The sequence below is a fragment of the Clostridium sp. AM22-11AC genome, from assembly GCF_003473545.1.
In the GTDB taxonomy this organism is placed as follows: domain Bacteria; phylum Bacillota; class Clostridia; order Lachnospirales; family Lachnospiraceae; genus Enterocloster.
The window spans coordinates 1-21,239 of sequence record NZ_QUCM01000018.1; the positions used below are offsets into that span (position 1 = coordinate 1).

Consider the following 21,239-nt stretch of genomic DNA (forward strand, 5'->3'; position numbering starts at 1 on the left):
TATTTTCTGAATTTTCAGGGTTTTACATACTGTTTAATCTTCAATTATCAAGGATCTCATTTCGTTGTCAGACTTGTTTGCTGCAACGGTTATTTATTATAACCGGTTGTTTTTCATTTGTCAACAACTTTTTAAATTTATTTTTTCGTTTCTTTTGAAACGATTGCTACTCTCTCAAGCGCGAAGATTATAATAGCAAACCTCAAACCATTTGTCAACAACTTTTTTGTATTATTTCAAATTTCATAAAAAAATATTTTAATTCTTTTGTCGCAAAAAAGTTGAAAACATTTCCATCCCATATCCGCAAAAATCCCCTGCCACCCAGCATCATCTGCCGGTGACAGGGGATTTTGTGATCCACAAGATCTGTTTTATTCTATTTTCCGATCTGGCTTCTAGTCTGGTTTTACAGGTATTACCACATCTCCGCTATCTCCAGGGCCGCCATTTTCTGCTGCTGTGGTGGTAGCTGCTGCAGTTGTCTGTACCGGTGCCGGGGAAGCGGCTGTGGTTGCTTCTGCGGAATGAGAAGGCGCTGCGGTTGTATGATTTGCTGCAGTTGTCGCATTTGGTGCTACCGTTGTGCTGGCTGCGGTTGTCTCAGACGGAACATAGCCATCTGGCATTCCATCTACGGTAGATGGAGCGGTGGTTGCCTGTGTAGTTGTCTCAGATGGATTTAATACTACACCACTGGAATTACGGCGGACTACAGGGGTATGTCCCTTATAAGTGGTCTTGTGATCCAGTTCTCTGGACACTTCTTTTCCATTCTTATAAACGATCTTATAGGTTTCCCATCTGCTTCCGGCACTTCCCTTGGACTTGGTCACTTCTGCGCCTGGCTGAAGAGTCTGGTCTTCCTCATAGGTTGGATTTGGTGTACCCAGATCTTCTACCTTTTTAGACTCTAAATCCCAGGTAACTCCATCTTCCAGGATCGGGATACCATAAACTGCTACCGTTACTTTCTGGTCTGCATAACTTGCTCTTAAACCAATGGCTGTACTTGAATTATTAATAAACTTAAAATCCGGCTGATCCCAGCTTACAGTTGCGTCACGGCCTGGTGTTACATAGCTTGGCTCAAATGTGTGGGAACGGCGGGAGCTGATCTTTAAACCAGCCTTAAATACTGCATTATATAAAGTAGTAGAAACCTGGCATACACCACCACCGATCTCCTGTACTACTTCTCCGTTATTATAAGCAGCTGCGCCTTTGTATCCCTTAGCTTCGGTACGCTGTCCTACAGTACCATTAAAAGAAAATTCCTGTCCCGGCTTGATAACTGTACCATTAATAGCCTCTGCTGCCAGACGCACGTTGGTATTACGGTTCTGGTTCGCAGTTGTGGTCGTTGTAAAGGTGCTGATGGTCTTATATTTCTCTTTTGCGCTGGATGCAGAGATCTCCGGTGCTACAGTGCTTCCGGTTGCAGTGATCGTTGCATCAAACTTTTTATCATTTAAAGCCTGGGAAATATCTGATGCCAGCTTGTCCTGGTCAATGGCAAAACCATTTTCCTCACCTGCAAATACGAATTTACCGCTTGCTGTATCAAACTTGTCAATGGAACCGTTCTTTGCCTTCTTGTCCCATTTTGCTGCGCAGGCTGCTGCCTCTGCCTTGACCTGCTCATCCAGACCAGATGTGTCCAGTGTATAGCTTTCCTGAGGATCACTGCCATCTTTGTAGATCTCATCTAACAGTGCTTCCACCTTTTCTGCCATCAGATCCGTTACCTGATACTGGTCAGACTCATATTCTACTGTCATACTCCACGGGAATTCCTTTAAAATAGCTGCTTTTGCTTCGCTCTTGGACATTCCTGTAATAGAGATACCATCCACCTGGACCTCTTTTTGCATTTCAGTCTCAGCTTCGCTTTCGATCACTGTTTCTGTTCCTGCAGTATCTGTATTGGAACCTTTTCCCTTAAGAGCAAGGGAAATTCCTGTGATAAATACGATCAGGACTACACCTGCAATGGCAATGATCTTGTAATTCGGGCCTTTCTTTCTGTGATATCCACTGCTCCGTCTGGTGGAATGGCTTCCTCCCGAACGGGAAGAATAACCAGAAGAACTGCTTCTGCGGCCGGAAGATGTTCCATAACTGCTTCTGGAAGAACTGCTCCTTGAAGATGAAGCGCTTCTTCCTGATGCACCGCTTCTATTTGTACCTCTGGCCCTGCTTCTGCCTGTAGAGGAATTTCGACTTCTGTTGTTTTCTAACTCATTCATTTCTTTTCACCTGTTACATTTTTTAGCTTATTTTTAATCACAGCTTGTAGTATAGCATACTTTATTTAAAATGGAACCGATTTTTACACTTTTTTTCAGATGATTTCTTACCCTTTTTTTCTGTTTGTAACATTCCTGTTAAAAGTGTTACCAAAGTATTTCAATCGTGTTATTATTATAGAAAAAACAGTTTAAAAACAAAGGAGGTTTTACCATGGGTTTTGTTGACCTGCACGTTCATTCCAATGCTTCCGACGGTACCTTTTCTCCCTCTCAGGTAGTGGAACTGGCAAAAAATGCCGGATTGGATGCCTTTGCCCTTACAGACCACGACACCACTGCCGGTGTACCTGAGGCATTAGAAAAAGGACGTGATCTTAATATAGAAGTGATCCCCGGAATTGAGGTGTCCAGTAGTTTCGATGGAACAGAGATCCACATTTTAGGACTTTTCGTAGATTCTGATGATCCGGTACTTGCCGCCATGCTGGAAAAAATGCGTATCAGCCGTGGCCGCCGCAATGAAAAGATGCTGGAAAATCTGGCCGCTGACGGGATCTCCTTTACAAAGGAAGAACTTTGCGGAGATAATCCTGATACCATTATCACACGGGCACATATTGCCCACGCTTTAGTGGCAAAAGGCATCTGTTCCGGAATGGACCAGGCATTTAAAAAATATCTTCAGTACGGCGGCCGCTATTGTCCGCAGAAAGAGCATCTCTCTCCGGAAGAAGTTGTAAAAACGCTGATCTCCAATGGTGCTTTCGTGGCCTTAGCCCATCCTTTCCAGTACAAATTCGGAGATAAGAAAACGGAAGAACTGATCGCCCACATGGCCGACCTCGGTATGAAGGGACTGGAAGTTTACCACTCCTCCAACAACAAGTTAGAAAGCATGAAACTTCAGGAAATGGCTGTCAGACATCACCTGCTCCCAACCGGCGGTTCCGACTTCCACGGCGGGAACAAACCGGATATTTCGATTGGTACAGGACGGGGCGGACTCAGAGTTTCTTCCCTTTTACTGGAAGATATCAAACGTGAAAGAGCAAAACAGGCGCTTTCATAAAAATTTCGCTAAAAATCACAAAATTTTACCCTTGTATCAGAGTCTCATCTTTGTTATAATGCAATCGTTAAAAGATTAACTAAACAAATGATAATAGATGTAATTCAGAAGGAGGAATTACCATGAAGATCCAGAATATTACTGATGTAGAGAAATTTTTCAAAGTGATCGACCAGTGCAAGGGAACCGTAGAATTAGTATCTCCAGAAGGCGACCGCATTAACCTGAAGTCTAAACTGGCTCAGTACCTGTCCATGGCTACTATTTTTTCCAATGGCTATATCAAGGAACTGGACCTGGTAGCACATGATAAAGAAGACATTGAACGTCTGATCAAATATATGTATCAGGGTGAATAAATCATAAACAAATGTGTTTTGGCACAAAAACAGCTGCAGGCTCCCATCTATCTGGATTCCCGCAGCTGTTTTATTATTATTCCTACTATTATTCCAGATTTCCAGCTTCCTGCATCAGTATTTCTCTGATCGCACTTTCTGCCGCTTTAAAAGTTCCCTGCGCCATCAGGTTGCTTCCGCCGCCTCTTCCATTAAGAGCACCGTTCATTGCCTTGCTTAATTTGCGCATATCTGCCTGACTGCTGCCTAAAGCATACTGATATACCTGTTCATCCTCATTTCCGGAGAAAACTCCTACGATCTTTCCTTTTCCCTTTTCATAAAGCATGGTAGCCAGCTGGCGAAGCTGTACAGGTGACAATCCCTCTTCAAATACAGCAAGTACCTCCGTGCTTTCCGGATAGCTTTCCGCCTTTTTTTCCAAAAGCTGCTGCCACAGGCGTCCTAAAGCCAGATCTTTTTCCTGACTTTCATTCTTCATCTTTTCCACTGCATCCGGTACCAGAGCCAGTTTTGCAGAAAGCAGATTGGAAATACGGATCTCATCCTTTAAACGTTCCCTGTAATCCATCAGTGCCCGGCGTCCACAGAGCATGGAAATACGCACGCCTCCTTTATAGTTGATCATAGTACGCAGTTTGATCAGACCTACTTCCCCGGTTGTCTCCACATGGGTGCCACAGCAGGCGCAGATATCTCCGCCTGGTATCTCTACAATGCGTACCAGACCGGTCAGTTCTTTTTTGCTCCGGTAATCCAGCTCTTCCAGTTCTTCTTTCGAAGGATAAAACACCTTTACAGGCACATTATCATAGATCAGCTGGTTCGCTTCATCTTCCAGCTCATCTAACTGCTCCTGGGTGAGAACACCGTTAAAATCCACCGTCACTTCATCTGTTCCCATATGGAAACCTACGTTGCCATAGCCAAAATGTTTATGTACCAGACCGGAAAAAATATGTTCTCCTGTGTGCTGCTGCATATTGTCATAACGTTTCTGCCAGTCAATGACTCCCTCTGCCAGAACCCCTTCTTCCAAAGGAGCCTCCAGTTCGTGGATGATCTCCTCTCCCTTTTCGCTGACATGTAAAACTTTTACACCATTTAAAGCACCTGTATCACTTGGCTGTCCGCCGCCTTCCGGATAAAAAGCAGTCTGATTTAAGATCGTATCCCAGGTTCCTTTTTTATTTTTTGTACATGAAATTACGGTACACATAAATGTTTTTACATAAGGGGTTGCATAATATAAACGGTTCTGATCCATAGGTCATTCCTCCATCCTTTGATTATAAAACGCCGCGTCTGCGGCTCTTGTCTTTCTTTTTCGCCCTATCATTATACCACCTTTATCCCTTATCTTTATTTAAAATTCTCTTTAAATTTAATTTTTCCCGAAAAACAAGAAACATAAGCAAGCTGCCTGACATATGATAGCATTGTAATCAAACATATTTCGGAGGAACTAAAATGAGTGATGTAGCAGCAACTAACTGCGGCTGTGACTGCGGGTGCGGATGCCAGAGCGGAGGAAATGGATGCAATATTATCTGGCTCATCCTGATCTTATGCTGTTGTGGCGGTGGAAATGGATGTGGCGGCTGTTTTGGAAATAACGGCTGCGGAAACGGATGTGGATGCGACATTATCTGGATCCTGCTGCTTTTATGCTGCTGTGGCGGCGGCAATGGCGGCTTCTGCTGATCTTCCTCAGAAAGTCAGAAAACAACGGGGCGTTTATGCGCCCCTGTTTTCATTTTGGAAAAACTCCTTTTTCTTCTTTTCGCTCTTCTCCTCTTCTCTTTCCTGCCTTATAACCTCTGTTTTTCTTTTTTTGTACACATTCCTCATCTATTTCATATACAGCATTCCCGTCGATCACCAGTCTGCTATACATAATGAACCTCCTTTCAGAAAATGGACTCCCAAACCTTTTAAGAGTACATCCTCATACTACAATATATGCATGAAATAAAAGGTTGCCGCATAAGTTTAAACCAAAGCAATAAGGCTGGTAAAAATATGAATTCCTACAATGAACATACAGACTATAAACTGACAGACCTGGACTATCTTACAGGAGATCACCATCTGCAGATGATGAAAGCTGCACTCCCCTTCTTAAATGTTCCCCAACAGCGTACCCTTTCCATGTTTGTGAAAATACAGGAACTTAAAAATACATTTCAGCTTTTTGAGGACGGTCAGACTGCAGCTATGGGGATCTGCTCCTTAGACCAGCCTGAAAAACCCGGTTCTGTAAAAGAATTATTAAAAACTTTAAAACCTTATGGAAACCCGGGAGAACAAAATCTCATTGATGCAGCAAATGCTTTATTAGACGGACAGACACCTTTAGAACAACTCAGACATTTTTTAACTCCCGCACAACAGACCCGTTTTGAAACCTTGCAAATGGTCATTGCTGCCCTTCAGGCTATGAATTAAAAAAGGAGTTTTTATGGACAATAACTGGAAACAGGACCCGCGGCTTATGGCAATGGATCCTGAAAAAGTAAGCTTATTAATGGAATTTGCAGAAAAAACGGCTCACACCGACCAGTCCCAGCTCATGCCTCATTTTCTGCATATATGCCAGGAAGCAAATGCAAAAGGTCTGCAATTTACAAATTCTGAAACCGCCCTTCTTGTAGATATCTTAAGCTGCCATATGCCGGAAAAAGACCGTAAAAAACTTCCGTTTCTTAAGCTAGCTGCAGGGAAGATCGCAGGCGGGATCCATAAATAGATTATTAGCTTCTTTCCGTTGTATGTTTTTTTATACTTTTTTAATTATTGCATTTTTATTTTATATATGCTATAGTCTCCCCATGCGGCAAATGCCGTGACGATATACTACTCTGGAGAGTCTCTTTCAATATCTGAAACGAGCGCCGAAGGTGTACAGCAGGAATAAATGCAGAAAATTCCTGCCAATCTCTCAGGCAAAAGGACAGGGCGGAATCAGACGATCCACAGACGTAGAACATACAAAGGGAGACTATCTAATTATGGACATGTTTGTGAAATTGGTCAATTCTGCTAACACCTTTTTATGGAATGTAGTGCTGATCCTTCTGCTTTGCGGAACCGGTATTTATTACACATTCCGTCTGAAATTTGTTCAGATCCGCGAATTTAAGCAGGGCTTAAAACAGGTATTCGGCGGTATCGGAAAGAAGCATGAGAAAAAAGAAGGAGAAATGACTTCCTTCCAGTCTGTTGCTACTGCCATCGCAGCCCAGGTAGGTACCGGAAACCTGACGGGTGCTGCTACTGCCCTGATCGGCGGCGGTCCTGGCGCTATCTTCTGGATGTGGATGTCTGCGTTCTTTGGCATGGCTACCATTTATGCCGAAGCAACTCTTGCACAGAATTATAAAACAGTAAAACACGGCGAAGTAACAGGCGGTCCTGTTTACTACATCCATGCTGCATTTAAAGGACTCTTTGGCAAGATCCTTGGTGTTATTTTCGCCATCTTTTTGATCCTGGCTCTTGGATTTATGGGCAATATGGTACAGTCTAACTCTATCAGCACTGCTTTCAGCCAGGTATTTACCTCACGGAATATCTCTATTCCGCCTTTTACAGTTGGCCTTCTTCTGGCCGTTGTTTCCCTGTTCGTATTTATCGGCGGCACCAACCGTCTGGCTGCAGTTGTGGAAAAGCTGGTTCCATTTATGGCACTTGTATATATTGCAGGAAGCCTGATCGTTATCCTTTGCAATATTACCCGCTTGCCTTCTGCTGTTGCCCAGATCTTTTTAGGTGCTTTTAATCCATCCGCTGTTTTAGGCGGCGCGGCAGGCGTTACTGTAAAAGAAGCCATCCGCTATGGCGTTGCAAGAGGTCTTTTCTCCAATGAAGCCGGTATGGGTTCCACACCTCATGCACATGCAAGAGCCGTTGTGAAAAATCCTCACTGCCAGGGACTTGCTGCTATGATCAGCGTATTTATTGATACCTTTATCGTATTAAATTTAACTGTATTCAGTATCCTTACTACTAACTCTTTAAGCAGCGGCAAGGACGGTATTATGCTGACCCAGTATGCATTTTCTACTGTTTTCGGCTCCTTCGGTGATATTTTCATCGCCGTATGCCTTCTGTTCTTTGCCTTCTCCACCATCCTTGGCTGGCACTTTTTTGGTTCTATCAACGTAAAACACTTATTCGGCAAGAAAGGAATGGTTCCTTATTCTGTTCTGGTAGCTGTGTTTATCGTTGTTGGTTCTATGTTAAAAGTGGATCTGGTTTGGACACTGGCCGACTTCTTTAACGGTCTTATGGTCATTCCTAATGCCCTGGCTCTGTTGGCTTTAAGCGGTGTTGTTGCTTCTATCTGTAAGAAATACAGTTCTGAAAAATCAGATAACTAGATCAGCAAACGCGCTATCTGCGTGTTCTTGTATGATCGTATAATATCGTATAATATTAAAAGGGCGCCTCTGCGGGCGCCCCTTTTTGATCCATTTCTTACTTCATGTACTCACTTAAATTCAGATGCTCTGCATCCTTTGCGATCACGATCCTGGTGTTCGTATCTACCAATCCTAATAATTCCTTCATCCGGCTTTCCGGCAGGCAGATGCACCCTGAGGAGCCCTGATAACCAGATGCTTTAAAACAGTGAAGGAAAATAGCAGAACCTTCTCCTGGTGTTCTTTCCTTATTATAATCCAGATTTAAAGCATAATTATAATAAGGAGTTGCTTTGATCAGATCTTCCCCTGAATTCCAGTCTTTTGCTGTAGTCTTATCATTTACCAGCTGGTTATAATGAGGACTGGCCGGATCATCTACCCAGAAATCACCTTCTGCGATCTTATGGTATGGCAGTACACTTCCCGGATCATCTAAAAGACCAAAAGCCAGATCAAAGGAGTACACGCCGGAAGGAGTTGCTCCGTCTCCTTCTTTTTTATTGTCTGTAATGCCATTTCTTCCTACATAGCCTTTTTCTGTCCACTTTAATTCCCAGTTTCCATTTTCCTTCTTATAATAAGAAATGTCTGCGTTGCAGTCACCGGTTCCGGCTACTGCAAGGATCTGGGTGATCACAGCTGTCTGCTGGTCCTGCTGACGTTCCTGAGTGTCACCCGGCTTTTCTCCGGTTGAAACATCCACAGAGGCTTTCTCTCCTGGTCCCCCGGTATTTGCATTTAAGTCTGCTCTTCCTGCGGCCAGGGAAGTCATGCCTAATACTCCCGTGGCAATAAGAGCTGCTGCTGCAAAGGTCATCCATTTTTTCTTCTGTATCTTCAATTTATGTACGATCCTTCCTTTTTACTGTTTCATCTTACCATTTCATTTTTCTATCCCTTATCTTACCACATTTACAGCTTCGTTTCTCTTACATTTTTCTTACCCTGATGCAAAAATGAAAGCCTGGGCAGCAAAAAGGCACCGGTTATACACCGATGCCTCTTTGTATCTGCAATTTGAACTATTTCAATTATTTCAACAATTCTAATTACTTGCAAACAATGTTGATGATCTTTCCTGGAACGTAGATCTCTTTTACGATATTTCCAGCCATCTTATCCTTTACTGCTTCCTTGCCCTGAACAATCGCATCTTCCTTGGAGATGTCAGCCGGTACGCTGATAACTGCACGGGTCTTGCCATTTACCTGAACAGCTACTTCTACTTCATCATCCTTCATAGCCTCAGTATCGCACTCCGGCCACTGGGAATGGAATACGCTGTCGGTTCCGCCTAACTGGCTCCACAGTTCTTCACCGATATGTGGTGCAAATGGAGCTAACAGGATAACGAAGGTCTTTAAGGTTTCTTTATCAATTCCGCCTTCCTTCTTAGCCAGATCCATTAACTTGTTGTTGTATTCCATGAAACCGGAAATAACAGTATTTAAGCTGAACTGGTTAAATCTCTGCTCGATATCGTAAACCAGTTTATGACGCAGCTTAACCATTTCCTTGGTTTCTTTCACATCTTTGTCCTTGCTGTCCATAACCAGGTTCCAGAAACGGTTCAGGAAACGGGATACACCTTCAATACCTCTGTCATCCCACTCTGCATCCTGTTCTGGCGGTCCTACGAACAGTTCGTAAAGTCTTAAGGAGTCGCAGCCGTAATCTCTTACCAGATCATCTGGGGAAACTACATTGCCCTTGGACTTACTCATCTTGATACCATTCTTACCAGTGATCATACCCTGGTTGAACAGCTTCTTAAATGGCTCGTCAAAGTCAATTACACCGATATCGCACAGGAACTTGGTGTAGAAACGGGAATACAGTAAGTGAAGAACTGCATGCTCTACGCCGCCGATATACATATCAACTGGCAGATACTTGTCTGCTTTTTCTCTGGAAACCAGAGCTTCGCTGTTGTGGTTGTCCACATAACGCAGGAAGTACCAGGAAGAACCAGCCCACTGAGGCATGGTATTGGTCTCTCTCTTAGAAGGAGCACCGCAGACTGGGCAGGTGGTATTTACCCACTCATCAATTGCAGCCAGTGGTGACTCACCGGTTCCTGTAGGCTGATAGCTTTCTACCTCAGGCAGCTTTAATGGAAGCTGATCTTCCGGTACCGGTACACAGCCGCACTTCGGGCAGTGGATGATCGGGATCGGCTCGCCCCAGTAACGCTGACGGGAGAATACCCAGTCACGCAGCTTGTAGTTTACAGTCTTGCGGCCGAAGCCCTTCTCCTCGATGATGTGTGGAGCTTCCTTCTTTAATACAGAAGATTCCATGCCGTTCCAGTCGCCGGAGTTGATCATGGTTCCACTTGCTTCTGTATAAGCTTCGGTCATATTTTCAATTTCCTTGCCATCCTTGGCAATAACCTGGATGATCGGAAGATTAAATTTCTTAGCAAATTCAAAGTCTCTGTCATCATGAGCAGGTACGCACATGATAGCGCCGGTACCGTAATCAGCTAATACATAGTCAGACAGCCAGATTGGTGTCTTTGCGCCATTTAATGGGTTGATAGCATAGCTTCCGGTAAATACGCCGGTCTTTTCCTTTGCCTGCATACGGTCTACGTTAGAACGCATGGAAGAATCGAAGATGTACTTCTCAACTTCTTCTCTGGTCTCATCTGTAGCAAGGCTCTTAGCCAGCTTGTGCTCTGGAGCCAGTACCATGAAGGTTGCACCATACAGGGTATCAGGTCTTGTGGTGTAAACAGTGATTTTTTCATCTCTGCCTTCGATTGGGAACTCAACCTCTGCACCATAAGATTTTCCGATCCAGTCAGTCTGCATCTTCTTAACCTTTTCAGGCCAGTCAAGCTTATCCAGGTCATTTAACAGTCTTTCTGCATAGGCAGTGATTTTTAACATCCACTGACGCAGGTTCTTCTTGGTAACAGGAGTGCCGCAGCGCTCGCAGCAGCCATTTACAACTTCCTCGTTAGCCAGACCTGTCTTACAGGATGGGCACCAGTTGATTGGGAATTCCTTCTCGTATGCAAGACCCTTCTTGAACATCTGAACGAAGATCCACTGGGTCCACTTGTAGAATTCAGGATCTGTGGTATTTACTTCCATATCCCAGTCATAGATCGCAGCGATCTGCTTGATCTGACGTTTGATATTTGCAATGTTAGCTGCTGTAGATTTTGCAGGATGTACACCCATCTTAATCGCGTAGTTTTCTGCAGGCAGACCAAATGCGTCCCAGCCCATAGGATGGATCACATATTTGCCCTTTAACAGCTGATATCTGCTCCATACATCAGAGATAACATAGCCTCTCCAATGTCCTACATGAAGACCATTTCCTGATGGATATGGGAACATATCCAGGCAGTAATATTTCTCTTTCTTTCCATCATTTACATTGATGGGGTTCTTTTCCCAGTTCTCACGCCATTTTTTCTCAATGGCGGAGTGATTATACTGTGATGCCATAATTCATTCCTCCGTAAATATTGCCGTGGGTGACGTAATGAGATAAAAAAACTGCGTCTCCTGTTTCCAAGAGACGCAGATATCATTTCCACGCGGTACCACTCTGATTCATGCGAAGTCGCATGCACTCAATTCCTCTTATAACGGTAAGGCCTCCGTCTTTTCTTACTGAAAATGAAGATCCTGTAATGATCTCATCTCTTTCTGAAAAGCTGCTCATGGATCAGTTCGGCACTTTCCAGTCACCGGTTCTCATCTTTTCCCGGCTCTCTGTGGGGCTTAAAAAGTGTTTACTACTTCCATATCACTGCATTTGCACTAAACCATAATTTAGCATATTTACACATCAGTGTCAATACCCTCTTTTTCGCTCCAATGAGCCTGGTAAGCCATTTTTGCCTTTCTCATTTCCCTTGAACCCTTAGATGGCAGGGCCTTTTTTGCATACTTTGCAGGAGTTGTCTCCATGGATGGTCTTGCAGGTCCTGCAAATGCCTGAGGGGTAAATAAAACACAATATCCGCCCATATCACGAAGCCAGCCTTTTTCAAACCAGCCTAACTGCTTTCCCGGGAAATTGTATACTGCATCCTGGAACAGATAGGCGATGGCTCTTCCATCAAAGGTCCAGATCACATCGTTTTCTATATAAGCAGCTGCTTTTCCCTTTTTATTATAAAGTGTCATGTTCTCATCCTCCTGTAAAATTCAATGTTCTCTCGGAATCTTTTTGTGCCTGATTTTGTGAGAAGATTTTTTGTCAGTTGTGCTCAAATTTCTGAGGCGTACGCGGTGCGTACGTTGATGAAATTCGGGTGCAGCTGGCGGAAAATCGGCCACAAAAGCAGGTGCATGAAAGACTCCGAGAGGACATCACCCCATAATACTTTCGAAAATTATTTTAACCTATCCCCTCTTGAAAGGCAATGGTATAATGTATGGGTTCACAAGAAAAACAGGAGGATTTTTATCATGTACATTGCAGATCTTCACATACATTCCCGTTACTCTATGGCTACCAGCAAGTTCCTCACACCGGAATACCTGGATCTGTGGGCCAGAAAAAAGGGCATCCATATCCTTGGAACAGGGGATTTTACCCATCCTTTGTGGCGGCAGGAGTTAAAAGAAAAATTAGAACCGGCAGAGCCAGGGCTTTATAAGCTGAAACCAGAATTGCGCCTTTCTGAGATTCCTTCCGGTTCCTTTGATCCCCGTTTTGTGGTCAGCGGTGAGATCAGCACCATTTATAAGAAAAACGGCCGTACACGGAAAGTGCACAGCCTGATTCTGCTTCCAGGACTTGAGGCTGCAGACCGTCTTTCAGGAGAACTGGAAAAAATTGGAAATATTCATTCTGACGGACGCCCTATTTTAGGACTGGACTGCCATGACCTGTTAGATATGACCCTTTCTGTATGCCCGGATGCCATGTACATTCCCGCTCATATCTGGACCCCTCATTTCTCTGTGTTCGGGGCATTTTCCGGCTTTAACAGTATGGAAGAATGTTTCGAGGAATTAACACCCCATATCCATGCTGTAGAAACCGGTCTTTCCTCTGATCCGCCAATGAACTGGAGTGTACCCTCTTTAAACCGGTACCAGCTGATTTCCAATTCCGATGCCCACTCTCCTTCCAAGCTTGGAAGAGAAGCAACCTTACTGGATATCAGTTTGTCCTATAAAAATCTGTACACTGCCATCCAGACCGGCAAAGGACTCGCCGGTACACTGGAATTCTTCCCACAGGAAGGGAAATATTTTATGGACGGCCACAGAAAATGCGGTGTATGCCTGTCACCTGAAGAGGCCATCAAATTAAATGGCATCTGCCCGGTATGCGGTAAGAAGCTTACCACCGGGGTATTGCACCGGGTACAGGATCTGGCGGCACTGCCTGCACCTGACCTGTTTTCCAATACGCAGGCTGCCTCTGCAAAACCGCTGACAGACACTCCTTTTTCTGTTTCCAAAGGATCCGACCAAACATCTGCCATACACCTCCCCTTTGAAAGCATTTCCCCGTTGCCGGAACTGATCGCTGCTGCAGAAGGTTTCTCTCCTTCCAGCGTAAAAGTGACCCGGATCTATGAAACACTTTTAAACGAACTTGGAAATGAATTTTTCTTATTAAGAGAAGCTGAAACATCTGATATTACGGCTGTTTCATCTGAAAATATTGCAGATGCTATTACCTGCCTGCGTCAGGGAAAAGTTCGTTGGAATCCCGGCTTTGACGGACAGTTCGGCACGATGGAGCTGGTACATCCTTTTCGCTAGTTAAATTCTAACTAATGCCACGCCATCCAGTAAAAGATTTGCTGTGCGGAACCCAAATGTGTCTTCGATCACTAACGTTTTGCCCCTTTCTTCTCTGTAATCCACGCCACATTCAAGGGTCCCGCCTGCATGACCAATACGCAGATACTGTGTATCTGCACCCTTTTTCAAAACCTGTTCCACTATACTTCCCGGCACTACTGCCGCTGCAGCTGTACACATGGCACCGGTCATTGCATAACTTGGATGGGCTTTCTGCATAGACATCATGCGGGAAAGAAGATCGATTTCTTCCTTTTTTATCATTTTTCCATCAGAAGTAATATAATCATCTGCCTCAGCTACGAAAGTCATTTTAGGGATTCCCGGTGTTTCCCATGCAGATTTCTTATAGTCACTGATCAGTCCCAGCTTAACAGCAGCAAGACCTCTTACTGTTTCCAAAAGTTCCAGCTTTTCCTCATCTGCATTTATTTCTTCAGGAAGTTCCTTTCCGCTAAGTCCCAGATCCTCTGCCTTTACAAATACAAGGGGATTAGCTGCGTCAATGATGGACACTTCTATGGATCCCATTCCAGGTACTTCCAAAACATCTACTGCTTTTCCCGTTGGAAGAAGTCCCTTTTTAAGGGTTCCAGCCGGATCTATAAATTTTAACTTTATAGGAGAAGCTGATACCGGTACCCCTGCGATCTTAAAATCTCCCTGGTATACAACCTTGCCCCCTTCTGTCTTTACATCAGCAGCAATGACTTTATCCGTATTTGTATTAAAGATCCTGACTGTAGTCATTCCTTCCTTTGCATTTACCAGACCTTTTTCAATAGCAAATGGTCCTACTCCTGAAGAAATATTTCCGCAGTTTCCTTTGTAGCTTACTACAGGTTTGTCCACAGACACCTGGGCAAATGTATAATCTACATCTGCATCTGACCGGTCTGACTTCTTTATGATTGCTACTTTACTTGTAACAGATTGGGAACCACCTAAACCATCGATCTGTTTCTGATCCGGACTTCCCATTAAACGCAGTAATATTTTGTCCCATTCATTATGATCTTCCGGAAGATCCTCTTCCAGAAGATATACGCCTTTACTTGTTCCGCCTCTCATAAGCGTTACAGGAAGTTTCAAAATATGATCATCTTTTCCCTGCATAATTAAAATGCTCCTTATACCCAGTAATATTAAGCAGCTGGCCTTACTGCTGTTTCCGGTACCGTACCTTTTGATGATTTCATCATAGCACACCGCGATAAGGAATTGAAATTCATTATTTTCATTAAAACTATTCCTTTTATCAATAGTTTTTGATATGATAAAAAGCAGAAAAATAATACATCCCAGAAAGGAACTGGTACCCTATGGATTTTAAAGACCTGTCCTATGTAATAGCGATTGCCAAAACACAGAATATTACAAAAGCTGCCGATATGCTTTATGTGACACAGCCGACTCTCACCAAATTCCTTCAAAATCTTGAGCGGGAAATGGGACAGAAATTGTTTAAAAAATTAGGAAACCGCTTTGTTTTAACATATGCCGGGGAACGTTATGTAGCGAAAGCCACCGAAATTTTAAACCTGAAAAAAGAATTAGACCAGGAGATGGGAGACATTATACGGCAGAATGCCGGTCTTTTAAAAATTGCTTTTCCAACCATGCGTGGAACTTATATGCTTCCCTGTACACTTCCTATTTTCCGAAGTTTATATCCCCATGTACGTCTGGAGATCAGAGAAGCACATTCCAGTCTTTTAGAGGGAATGCTTTTAAATGGGGATGCTGATCTTGCATTCTTTAACCTGCCTGTAAAAAACCCTGATATTGATTATCAGATCATCAGTCATGAAGAAGTTGTCCTTGTACTCGGCAATGACCACCCTTTAAAAAATAAAGGTATAAAAAAAGAAGGCTGCAAATATCCCTGGCTTGACCTGAAGCTTTTGGAAAATGAGCCTTTTATCCTGCAGCCACCGGATCAAAGGACCCGTCAAACGGTGGATCAATTGTTTAAATCCTGCCATATCCATCCTCAAATATGCCTTCAGACCGGTAACATTCCTGCTGCTGCGGAACTTGCCTCCCAGGGATATGGAGCCTGTTTTGTAACAGAAACCCATTTAAAACATATTCCTTTTAAGAAAAAACCTGTGCTTTTTTCTGTTGGCACCCCAAATACAACTGTTGATTTTGTTGCAGCCTTCAGAAAAGGAAGCTATCTGTCTTATCATGCTCAGGAATATATTAAGATCGTCCGGGATTTTACATGATTTTTCTAGTACGCAAAAATCCCCCTGCAGCCGCAGGGGGACAGGAATTTACATATAATTAATTTTACAGATGTGCAATAATAGCCTTCTCATATTCAATGGTTGTAGCAGTTCCGCCTATATCTGGTGTAAGAACGCTTCCGTCCTCCAGCACCAGGTCTACTGCCTTGCGGATCTTGGCAGCAACGTCTTTCTTTCCGATATGCTCTAACAGCATACATGCAGACCATAAGAACGCAGTTGGGTTTGCAATTCCCTGTCCTGCAATATCAGGGGCACTGCCGTGAACTGCCTCGAACATGGCGAAATCTTTACCCAAGTTGCTGGATGGAAGAAGTCCCAGACCTCCGATGAGGCCACTGACCAGATCAGATAAAACATCGCCATACAGGTTTTCTGTTACGATAATATCAAATTTTTCAGGATGCATAACCAGCTGCATAGCCACATTGTCTACGATCTTATCATCTGCTTCAATATCCGGATATTCCTTGCTGATATCATAGAAGATATCGCGGAACATTCCGTCTGCCATTTTCATGATATTTGCCTTATGAACGCAGGTCACTTTCTTACGTTTATGGCTTACTGCATAGTCGAAAGCAGCGCGGATGATACGCTCACAGCATTTTCTGGTAATGATCTTAATAGAATGAACCGTATCCTTATCGATCATCTCTTCTACGCCTGCATACAGATCCTCTGTATTTTCGCGGAAGATAACAATATCTACATTTTCAAATGCAGTCTTTACAGCAGAGTTTGTCTTTGCTGGACGGATATTTGCGTAAAGATCATACTTCTTTCTTAAAGTAACATTTAAAGAACGGAAGCCCTTTCCTAAAGGAGTTGTAATAGGGGACTTTAATAAAATGTGGGTCTTTTCCATAGAAGCATAGCCCTCTTTCGGGATCAGTTCACCATGCGCTTCGTATTCTGCAGCACCTACATTAAATACCTCATAGTTTAAATCTGCCCCAGCTGCGTCTAAGATCCTTAAAACGCAATCTGTGATCTCCGGTCCGATTCCATCGCCTTTAAATACTGTAATTGTGTCTGCCATCTCTATCTCTCCTCCATTGCTGTATATTCTTTATTATCACCTACATACTTGGTTGCAGGACGCATGATCCTTCCATCATAAAGCTTGTTTTCAATGTTATGGGCAACCCAGCCGACCATACGGCTGCACACAAATAATGGTGTGTAAAGATCTCTCGGGATACCTAACATTTCATAAGCAAAACCGCTGTAATAATCTACATTAGTAGGAAGTGCAACTCCCTTGCGCTCTTTCATAGTCTCTAAGGCAATACGTTCAAACCTCTGACGGAAATCAAATTCCGTCATCATCTTCTTTTCCTTTGCTACTTCCAAGCAGCGTGCCCTTAACATTTCTGCACGAGGATCGGAAATGGTATAAACTGCATGGCCAAATCCATATACAAGACCGGTACGGTCATATAACTCACCATCCATCAGCTTATTAACAGCTGTTTTGATCTTCTTATCATCTGCGGTATATCCGCCGGTTTCTTCCAGAACCGCATCCATCATTTCCGCAACCTTGATATTTGCACCGCCGTGTCTCGGTCCCTTCATGGAACCAATACTTCCGCAGACAGTGGAATAGATATCGGTGCCTGTAGAAGAGATCACTACATTGGTAAATGTGGAGTTGTTACCACCGCCGTGATCTGCATGAAGCATGAGAATGGTATCTAACAGTCTTGCCTCTTTATCAGAAAACTTCTGGTCTTTTCTCAATAAACTTAAGAAGTTTTCAGCAATGGAGTATTTCGGGTTTGCATAGTGGATAAATAAGCTGTCTCTGTTGTAATAATGAACTTTGCTCTGATATGCATAGCAGGCGATCGACGGAAGCTTTGCCATCAGGTTAATACCTTTTACCAGGGTTTCATATACATCCGTGTTATCCGGGTCATCATCGTAATTGTATAAAGTAAGAACTGCATCCTGAAGCTTGTTCATCAGGTTTCTGCCAGGCATACGCAACAGGTTCATTTCCACAAATTCATCCGGGATCTCATAGCAGTCAGTTAAGATATTTCGGAAATGCTCCAGTTCCGCTTTCTTTGGCAGATATCCAAAGAGAAGAAGGAAGCAGACTTCCTCATAACCAAAATGACTGTCCCCTTTACCTTTTACCAGGTCTTCTACATCATAGCCTCTGTAGTAAAGCTTTCCTGGAATAGCCTGGATGCCTCCCTCTGGAGTTTCGTCATAGCCCACAACATCTGCCACACGGGTAAGTCCTACTCTTACACCGGTGCCGTCTTCATTTCGAAGACCTTTCTTTACATTGTATTCTTTATACCATTTATTTGGAATATCCGTATAATTCTGGGATTTTCCATAAAACTGTGCAAGATAACTATCTTTCATAACCTGTTCTCCTCTCCCGGCATGTTCTCCTACTGCTGTCGCTTTTGCGTATGATCAATGTCTGTTCCGGTTATAATTAATAAGGCATCCGGCCTTAACAATGGCTCTTTCTTCCGGTGTCATATCTGCAATATAAAGATTTAACTCTTTGATTTCTGCCTTTGCATCTTTTCCGTTTCCAAGGACATATGCCTTAATGGAACTTAAATCCCCATCCAACGCTTTTCTCACTCCCGGAACGTAGATATAATCACCTACTTCAAAGTCAGGATCTGCTTCCATCTGGAATGGCAGCATGCCCCAGTTCATAACATTGGAGCGGTATCTCTTGGTTGCATATTCCTTACAGATATTTGCAAGTCCGCCGATGACTCTCTGGCAGCTGGCTGCCTGCTCTCTTGCAGAGCCGTCACCAGGCTTTACTGCATATACCATACTTCCTACTTCTGTATCTTTTACGGAAACATTTTCATTTCCAGAAATAGTCCTGATGGCTGCAAATACATTTGCAAGATCTGGTTCTAATGCCAGTTCTTTTTCTTCGCCCTCAGCTACTCTTGCTTTTTCTAATTTATCTACTTCTTTGGTCCGTCCTACATACTCCGGATCTCTTCTGGATAAGGTGAACTCTGCCAGTCCCAGTGGATTGGAACGATAGGAAGAAGTTTCACCAGATGGGATCAGTTCATCGGTAGTTGTTACCGGGTCCATGATCTTGGAGCAAACCTTTAAGAGGATATTATCTGTTAATGGGCTCATCTCCGGCCAGTCTTTGATATTTGGACCATATACAAGGGATTTCTCCTCTTCTGCCTTACCAAAGCCCTGATATACACGGTTCTTGTAAGACTTATCATCAAAGTCATATTCCGGAATATCATTCCAGCAGTCTAACTCCCATGCAGAGGTAAGTTTTCCTCCGTTTGCTGCTGTTGCTGCAATAGAACGGGCATCCATCAGTGCTACCGCTGCCATTTGTCCGTTTCCTGGCTTGCTTCCTTCACGGTTCGGGAAGTTTCTGGTGGTGTGGCGGATACTTAAACCATTGTTGCAAGGTGTATCGCCTGCGCCAAAGCAAGGTCCGCAGAAAGCGGTACGGATGATAGCGCCTGCATCCATCAGGTCTGAAATAGCGCCTTTCTTTACCAGGTCTGAGAATACCGGCTGGGAAGAAGGATAAACAGCCAGTGAAAATTCATCACAGCCACAGTTCTTTCCACGAAGGGCATGTGCTGCTTCGATCACATTGGTATAGTTTCCGCCTGCACAGCCTGCGATAATTCCCTGCTGTACCATCAGGTCATTTCCAACTACTTTATCAAGAAGTGTGAAATGCGCTTTTCCTCCGGATACCTTTTCAGCATCCATTTCTACCATATGAAGGATATCCTTCATATTTGCCTTTAATTCGTCGATCTCAAATGCATTGCTTGGATGGAAGGGAAGGGCGATCATTGGCTTTACGGTACTTAAGTCTACATAAACACAGCCATCGTAGTAAGCCACATCTGCAGGATCCAGTTTCTTGTAATCTGCCTCTCTGTGATGCTTTGCCAGGTAATTTCTGGTATCTTCATCCGTTCTCCAGATGGAGGTTAAGCAGGTGGTCTCTGTAGTCATTACGTCTACGCCATTTCTGTAATCGGTAGTCATAGAAGCAACACCAGGTCCAACAAATTCCATTACTTTATTCTTTACATATCCATTTTTAAATACCGCACGGATGATGGCCAGCGCAATATCCTGTGGACCGGTACCAGGTTTTGGACATCCGTCTAAATAAACTGCGATCACACCCGGATAAGCTACATCATATGTATCGCGAAGCAGCTGTTTTACCAGTTCGCCGCCGCCTTCGCCGATTGCCATGGTTCCTAAAGCGCCGTAACGGGTATGGCTGTCAGATCCTAAGATCATCTTTCCGCAGCCTGCCATCATTTCTCTCATGTACTGATGAATGACTGCGATATGAGGTGGAACGTAGATGCCGCCGTATTTCTTTGCAGCGGAAAGACCAAACATGTGGTCATCTTCGTTAATGGTTCCGCCTACTGCACAAAGTGTATTATGGCAATTAGTCAGGACGTAGGGGATCGGGAACTTTTCCATACCGGACGCTTTGGCTGTCTGGACAATTCCTACGAATGTAATATCATGGGATGCCATGCTGTCAAAACGGATCTTTAAATGTTCCATGTTATCAGCTGTATTGTGGGCGCTTAAAATAGAATAAGCAATGGTTCCCTTTTTTGCAGCTTCTTTATCTGCTTTCTTTCCTGTAAGGGCTTCTACTTTAACGCTTTCCTGTTCCGGTACGATTTCTTTTCCATTTACAAGATAAATACCACCATCATATAATGATACCATTTTTCTACCTCCTGATTTCCGCTCACAAAGGGTTTTTGTCGTTCATGTTAAAATGTACTTACCTTACTTCGCGGCTTTGTTCGTCGTTGCTTCATACTATAAACCAATTATTTTCATTTGTCCAGTCTATATATTGTAATTGCTACAGCTTTTTAGTTGTGTTTCAGAATGTAAGAAGGGGATTTTTGCTGTTAGATGGTATCGCTTTAACGTGTGACAACCAAAAAAAATCCCACTTTCTGGCTTCCAAGGGTTCACCCTTCAGAAATTCCAGAAAGCGGGATCTTTCATATATTATCTGTTTTTTATTATCTGTTTTTTCCTTAAACAGATCTTTCT

General features: G+C 43.5%; 18 protein-coding genes, 1 riboswitch and 1 other annotated feature. Of the genes, 8 read left to right on the plus strand and 10 right to left on the minus strand.

Annotated elements, in window-relative coordinates; translation table 11 throughout:
* Positions 1–398: 398 nt before the first annotated feature.
* Positions 399–2,249, minus strand: a complete 1,851-nt coding sequence (locus DW251_RS13420; protein ID WP_021869285.1) for a VanW family protein — start codon at positions 2,247–2,249, stop codon at positions 399–401.
* A gap of 214 nt (positions 2,250–2,463) precedes the next feature.
* Between DW251_RS13420 and DW251_RS13425 the strand changes: the two genes are divergently transcribed.
* Together DW251_RS13425 and DW251_RS13430 are read left to right on the plus strand one after the other, a co-directional pair.
* On the plus strand, positions 2,464–3,321 hold the full coding sequence (locus tag DW251_RS13425; protein WP_118301456.1) for a PHP domain-containing protein: 858 nt from the start codon (positions 2,464–2,466) through the stop codon (positions 3,319–3,321).
* Between the two features lie 122 nt (positions 3,322–3,443).
* Positions 3,444–3,680 carry a hypothetical protein gene (locus DW251_RS13430; protein ID WP_021869283.1) on the plus strand — a complete coding sequence of 79 codons (237 nt, stop codon included), beginning with the start codon at positions 3,444–3,446 and terminating at the stop codon, positions 3,678–3,680.
* An 88-nt stretch (positions 3,681–3,768) separates the two neighbouring features.
* On the opposite strand, the gene DW251_RS13435 is transcribed toward DW251_RS13430, so the two are convergent.
* Positions 3,769–4,947 (minus strand): alanyl-tRNA editing protein, encoded by a 1,179-nt coding sequence (locus tag DW251_RS13435; protein ID WP_118301457.1) that lies wholly within the window; start codon positions 4,945–4,947, stop codon positions 3,769–3,771.
* A 203-nt stretch (positions 4,948–5,150) separates the two neighbouring features.
* On the opposite strand from DW251_RS13435, the gene DW251_RS13440 reads away from it, so the two are divergent.
* A complete protein-coding gene (locus DW251_RS13440) occupies positions 5,151–5,384 on the plus strand; it encodes a hypothetical protein (protein ID WP_118301458.1) in 234 nt (77 codons plus the stop codon).
* Between the two features lie 49 nt (positions 5,385–5,433).
* On the opposite strand, the gene DW251_RS18000 is transcribed toward DW251_RS13440, so the two are convergent.
* The gene (locus tag DW251_RS18000) at positions 5,434–5,577 is read right to left on the minus strand and encodes a hypothetical protein (RefSeq protein WP_021869960.1); all 144 of its coding nucleotides are present in this window, start codon (positions 5,575–5,577) and stop codon (positions 5,434–5,436) included.
* Between the two features lie 125 nt (positions 5,578–5,702).
* Here DW251_RS18000 and DW251_RS13445 point away from each other — a divergent pair, with 125 nt between their 5' ends.
* The 3 genes from DW251_RS13445 (at position 5,703) to DW251_RS13455 (ending at position 8,062) form a co-directional block, all read left to right on the plus strand.
* The gene (locus DW251_RS13445) at positions 5,703–6,128 is read left to right on the plus strand and encodes a hypothetical protein (RefSeq protein WP_118301459.1); all 426 of its coding nucleotides are present in this window, start codon (positions 5,703–5,705) and stop codon (positions 6,126–6,128) included.
* 13 nt (positions 6,129–6,141) lie between these two features.
* Positions 6,142–6,429, plus strand: coding sequence for a hypothetical protein (locus DW251_RS13450; protein ID WP_021869958.1), 288 nt, complete (start codon positions 6,142–6,144; stop codon positions 6,427–6,429).
* A 102-nt stretch (positions 6,430–6,531) separates the two neighbouring features.
* Positions 6,532–6,647: riboswitch (glycine riboswitch) on the plus strand.
* Positions 6,648–6,691: 44 nt separating this feature from the next.
* Complete coding sequence (locus tag DW251_RS13455) at positions 6,692–8,062, plus strand: sodium:alanine symporter family protein (RefSeq protein ID WP_021869957.1); 1,371 nt, start codon at positions 6,692–6,694, stop codon at positions 8,060–8,062.
* 97 nt (positions 8,063–8,159) lie between these two features.
* Here the strand turns inward: DW251_RS13455 and DW251_RS13460 are convergent, their stop codons facing one another.
* The 3 genes from DW251_RS13460 to DW251_RS13470 all read right to left on the minus strand — a co-directional run bounded on the left by DW251_RS13460 (position 8,160) and on the right by DW251_RS13470 (position 12,258).
* Positions 8,160–8,948 (minus strand): L,D-transpeptidase family protein, encoded by a 789-nt coding sequence (locus DW251_RS13460; protein ID WP_243034970.1) that lies wholly within the window; start codon positions 8,946–8,948, stop codon positions 8,160–8,162.
* A gap of 208 nt (positions 8,949–9,156) precedes the next feature.
* Complete coding sequence (leuS, locus tag DW251_RS13465; protein ID WP_021869955.1) at positions 9,157–11,571, minus strand: leucine--tRNA ligase; 2,415 nt, start codon at positions 11,569–11,571, stop codon at positions 9,157–9,159.
* A 66-nt stretch (positions 11,572–11,637) separates the two neighbouring features.
* Positions 11,638–11,888, minus strand: a binding site (T-box leader).
* Between the two features lie 22 nt (positions 11,889–11,910).
* Positions 11,911–12,258: a 4-fold beta flower protein gene (locus tag DW251_RS13470; RefSeq protein ID WP_021869954.1), complete on the minus strand. Its 348-nt coding sequence runs from the start codon at positions 12,256–12,258 to the stop codon at positions 11,911–11,913.
* Positions 12,259–12,543: 285 nt separating this feature from the next.
* On the opposite strand from DW251_RS13470, the gene DW251_RS13480 reads away from it, so the two are divergent.
* Entirely contained in the window at positions 12,544–13,854 is a 1,311-nt protein-coding gene (locus tag DW251_RS13480; protein WP_118301461.1) for an endonuclease Q family protein, read from the plus strand.
* Here DW251_RS13480 and DW251_RS13485 read toward each other — a convergent pair whose 3' ends face one another.
* Positions 13,855–15,012 (minus strand): PrpF domain-containing protein, encoded by a 1,158-nt coding sequence (locus DW251_RS13485; protein ID WP_118301462.1) that lies wholly within the window; start codon positions 15,010–15,012, stop codon positions 13,855–13,857.
* Positions 15,013–15,218: 206 nt separating this feature from the next.
* On the opposite strand from DW251_RS13485, the gene DW251_RS13490 reads away from it, so the two are divergent.
* The gene (locus DW251_RS13490) at positions 15,219–16,127 is read left to right on the plus strand and encodes a LysR family transcriptional regulator (protein ID WP_118301463.1); all 909 of its coding nucleotides are present in this window, start codon (positions 15,219–15,221) and stop codon (positions 16,125–16,127) included.
* A 64-nt stretch (positions 16,128–16,191) separates the two neighbouring features.
* On the opposite strand, the gene DW251_RS13495 is transcribed toward DW251_RS13490, so the two are convergent.
* Genes DW251_RS13495 through DW251_RS13505 form a run of 3 tightly spaced genes read right to left on the minus strand, consistent with a single transcriptional unit; the run spans position 16,192 to position 20,900 of the window.
* On the minus strand, positions 16,192–17,190 hold the full coding sequence (locus DW251_RS13495; protein WP_118301464.1) for an isocitrate/isopropylmalate dehydrogenase family protein: 999 nt from the start codon (positions 17,188–17,190) through the stop codon (positions 16,192–16,194).
* A gap of 2 nt (positions 17,191–17,192) precedes the next feature.
* The gene (locus tag DW251_RS13500; RefSeq protein WP_021869949.1) at positions 17,193–18,533 is read right to left on the minus strand and encodes a citrate synthase; all 1,341 of its coding nucleotides are present in this window, start codon (positions 18,531–18,533) and stop codon (positions 17,193–17,195) included.
* Between the two features lie 54 nt (positions 18,534–18,587).
* Positions 18,588–20,900 carry a hydratase gene (locus tag DW251_RS13505; protein WP_021869948.1) on the minus strand — a complete coding sequence of 771 codons (2,313 nt, stop codon included), beginning with the start codon at positions 20,898–20,900 and terminating at the stop codon, positions 18,588–18,590.
* Positions 20,901–21,239 lie beyond the last annotated feature (339 nt).

Excerpts from the sequence above, each read along its gene's own strand:
- DW251_RS13420 (WP_021869285.1), bottom strand. The coding sequence starts at position 2,249 with ATGAATGAGTTAGAAAACAACAGAAGTCGAAATTCCTCTACAGGCAGA.
- DW251_RS13425 (WP_118301456.1), top strand. The coding sequence starts at position 2,464 with ATGGGTTTTGTTGACCTGCACGTTCATTCCAATGCTTCCGACGGTACC.
- DW251_RS13430 (WP_021869283.1), top strand. The coding sequence starts at position 3,444 with ATGAAGATCCAGAATATTACTGATGTAGAGAAATTTTTCAAAGTGATC.
- DW251_RS13435 (WP_118301457.1), bottom strand. The coding sequence starts at position 4,947 with ATGGATCAGAACCGTTTATATTATGCAACCCCTTATGTAAAAACATTT.
- DW251_RS13440 (WP_118301458.1), top strand. The coding sequence starts at position 5,151 with ATGAGTGATGTAGCAGCAACTAACTGCGGCTGTGACTGCGGGTGCGGA.
- DW251_RS18000 (WP_021869960.1), bottom strand. The coding sequence starts at position 5,577 with ATGTATAGCAGACTGGTGATCGACGGGAATGCTGTATATGAAATAGAT.
- DW251_RS13445 (WP_118301459.1), top strand. The coding sequence starts at position 5,703 with ATGAATTCCTACAATGAACATACAGACTATAAACTGACAGACCTGGAC.
- DW251_RS13450 (WP_021869958.1), top strand. The coding sequence starts at position 6,142 with ATGGACAATAACTGGAAACAGGACCCGCGGCTTATGGCAATGGATCCT.
- DW251_RS13455 (WP_021869957.1), top strand. The coding sequence starts at position 6,692 with ATGGACATGTTTGTGAAATTGGTCAATTCTGCTAACACCTTTTTATGG.
- leuS (WP_021869955.1), bottom strand. The coding sequence starts at position 11,571 with ATGGCATCACAGTATAATCACTCCGCCATTGAGAAAAAATGGCGTGAG.
- DW251_RS13470 (WP_021869954.1), bottom strand. The coding sequence starts at position 12,258 with ATGACACTTTATAATAAAAAGGGAAAAGCAGCTGCTTATATAGAAAAC.
- DW251_RS13480 (WP_118301461.1), top strand. The coding sequence starts at position 12,544 with ATGTACATTGCAGATCTTCACATACATTCCCGTTACTCTATGGCTACC.
- DW251_RS13485 (WP_118301462.1), bottom strand. The coding sequence starts at position 15,012 with ATGCAGGGAAAAGATGATCATATTTTGAAACTTCCTGTAACGCTTATG.
- DW251_RS13490 (WP_118301463.1), top strand. The coding sequence starts at position 15,219 with ATGGATTTTAAAGACCTGTCCTATGTAATAGCGATTGCCAAAACACAG.
- DW251_RS13495 (WP_118301464.1), bottom strand. The coding sequence starts at position 17,190 with ATGGCAGACACAATTACAGTATTTAAAGGCGATGGAATCGGACCGGAG.
- DW251_RS13500 (WP_021869949.1), bottom strand. The coding sequence starts at position 18,533 with ATGAAAGATAGTTATCTTGCACAGTTTTATGGAAAATCCCAGAATTAT.
- DW251_RS13505 (WP_021869948.1), bottom strand. The coding sequence starts at position 20,900 with ATGGTATCATTATATGATGGTGGTATTTATCTTGTAAATGGAAAAGAA.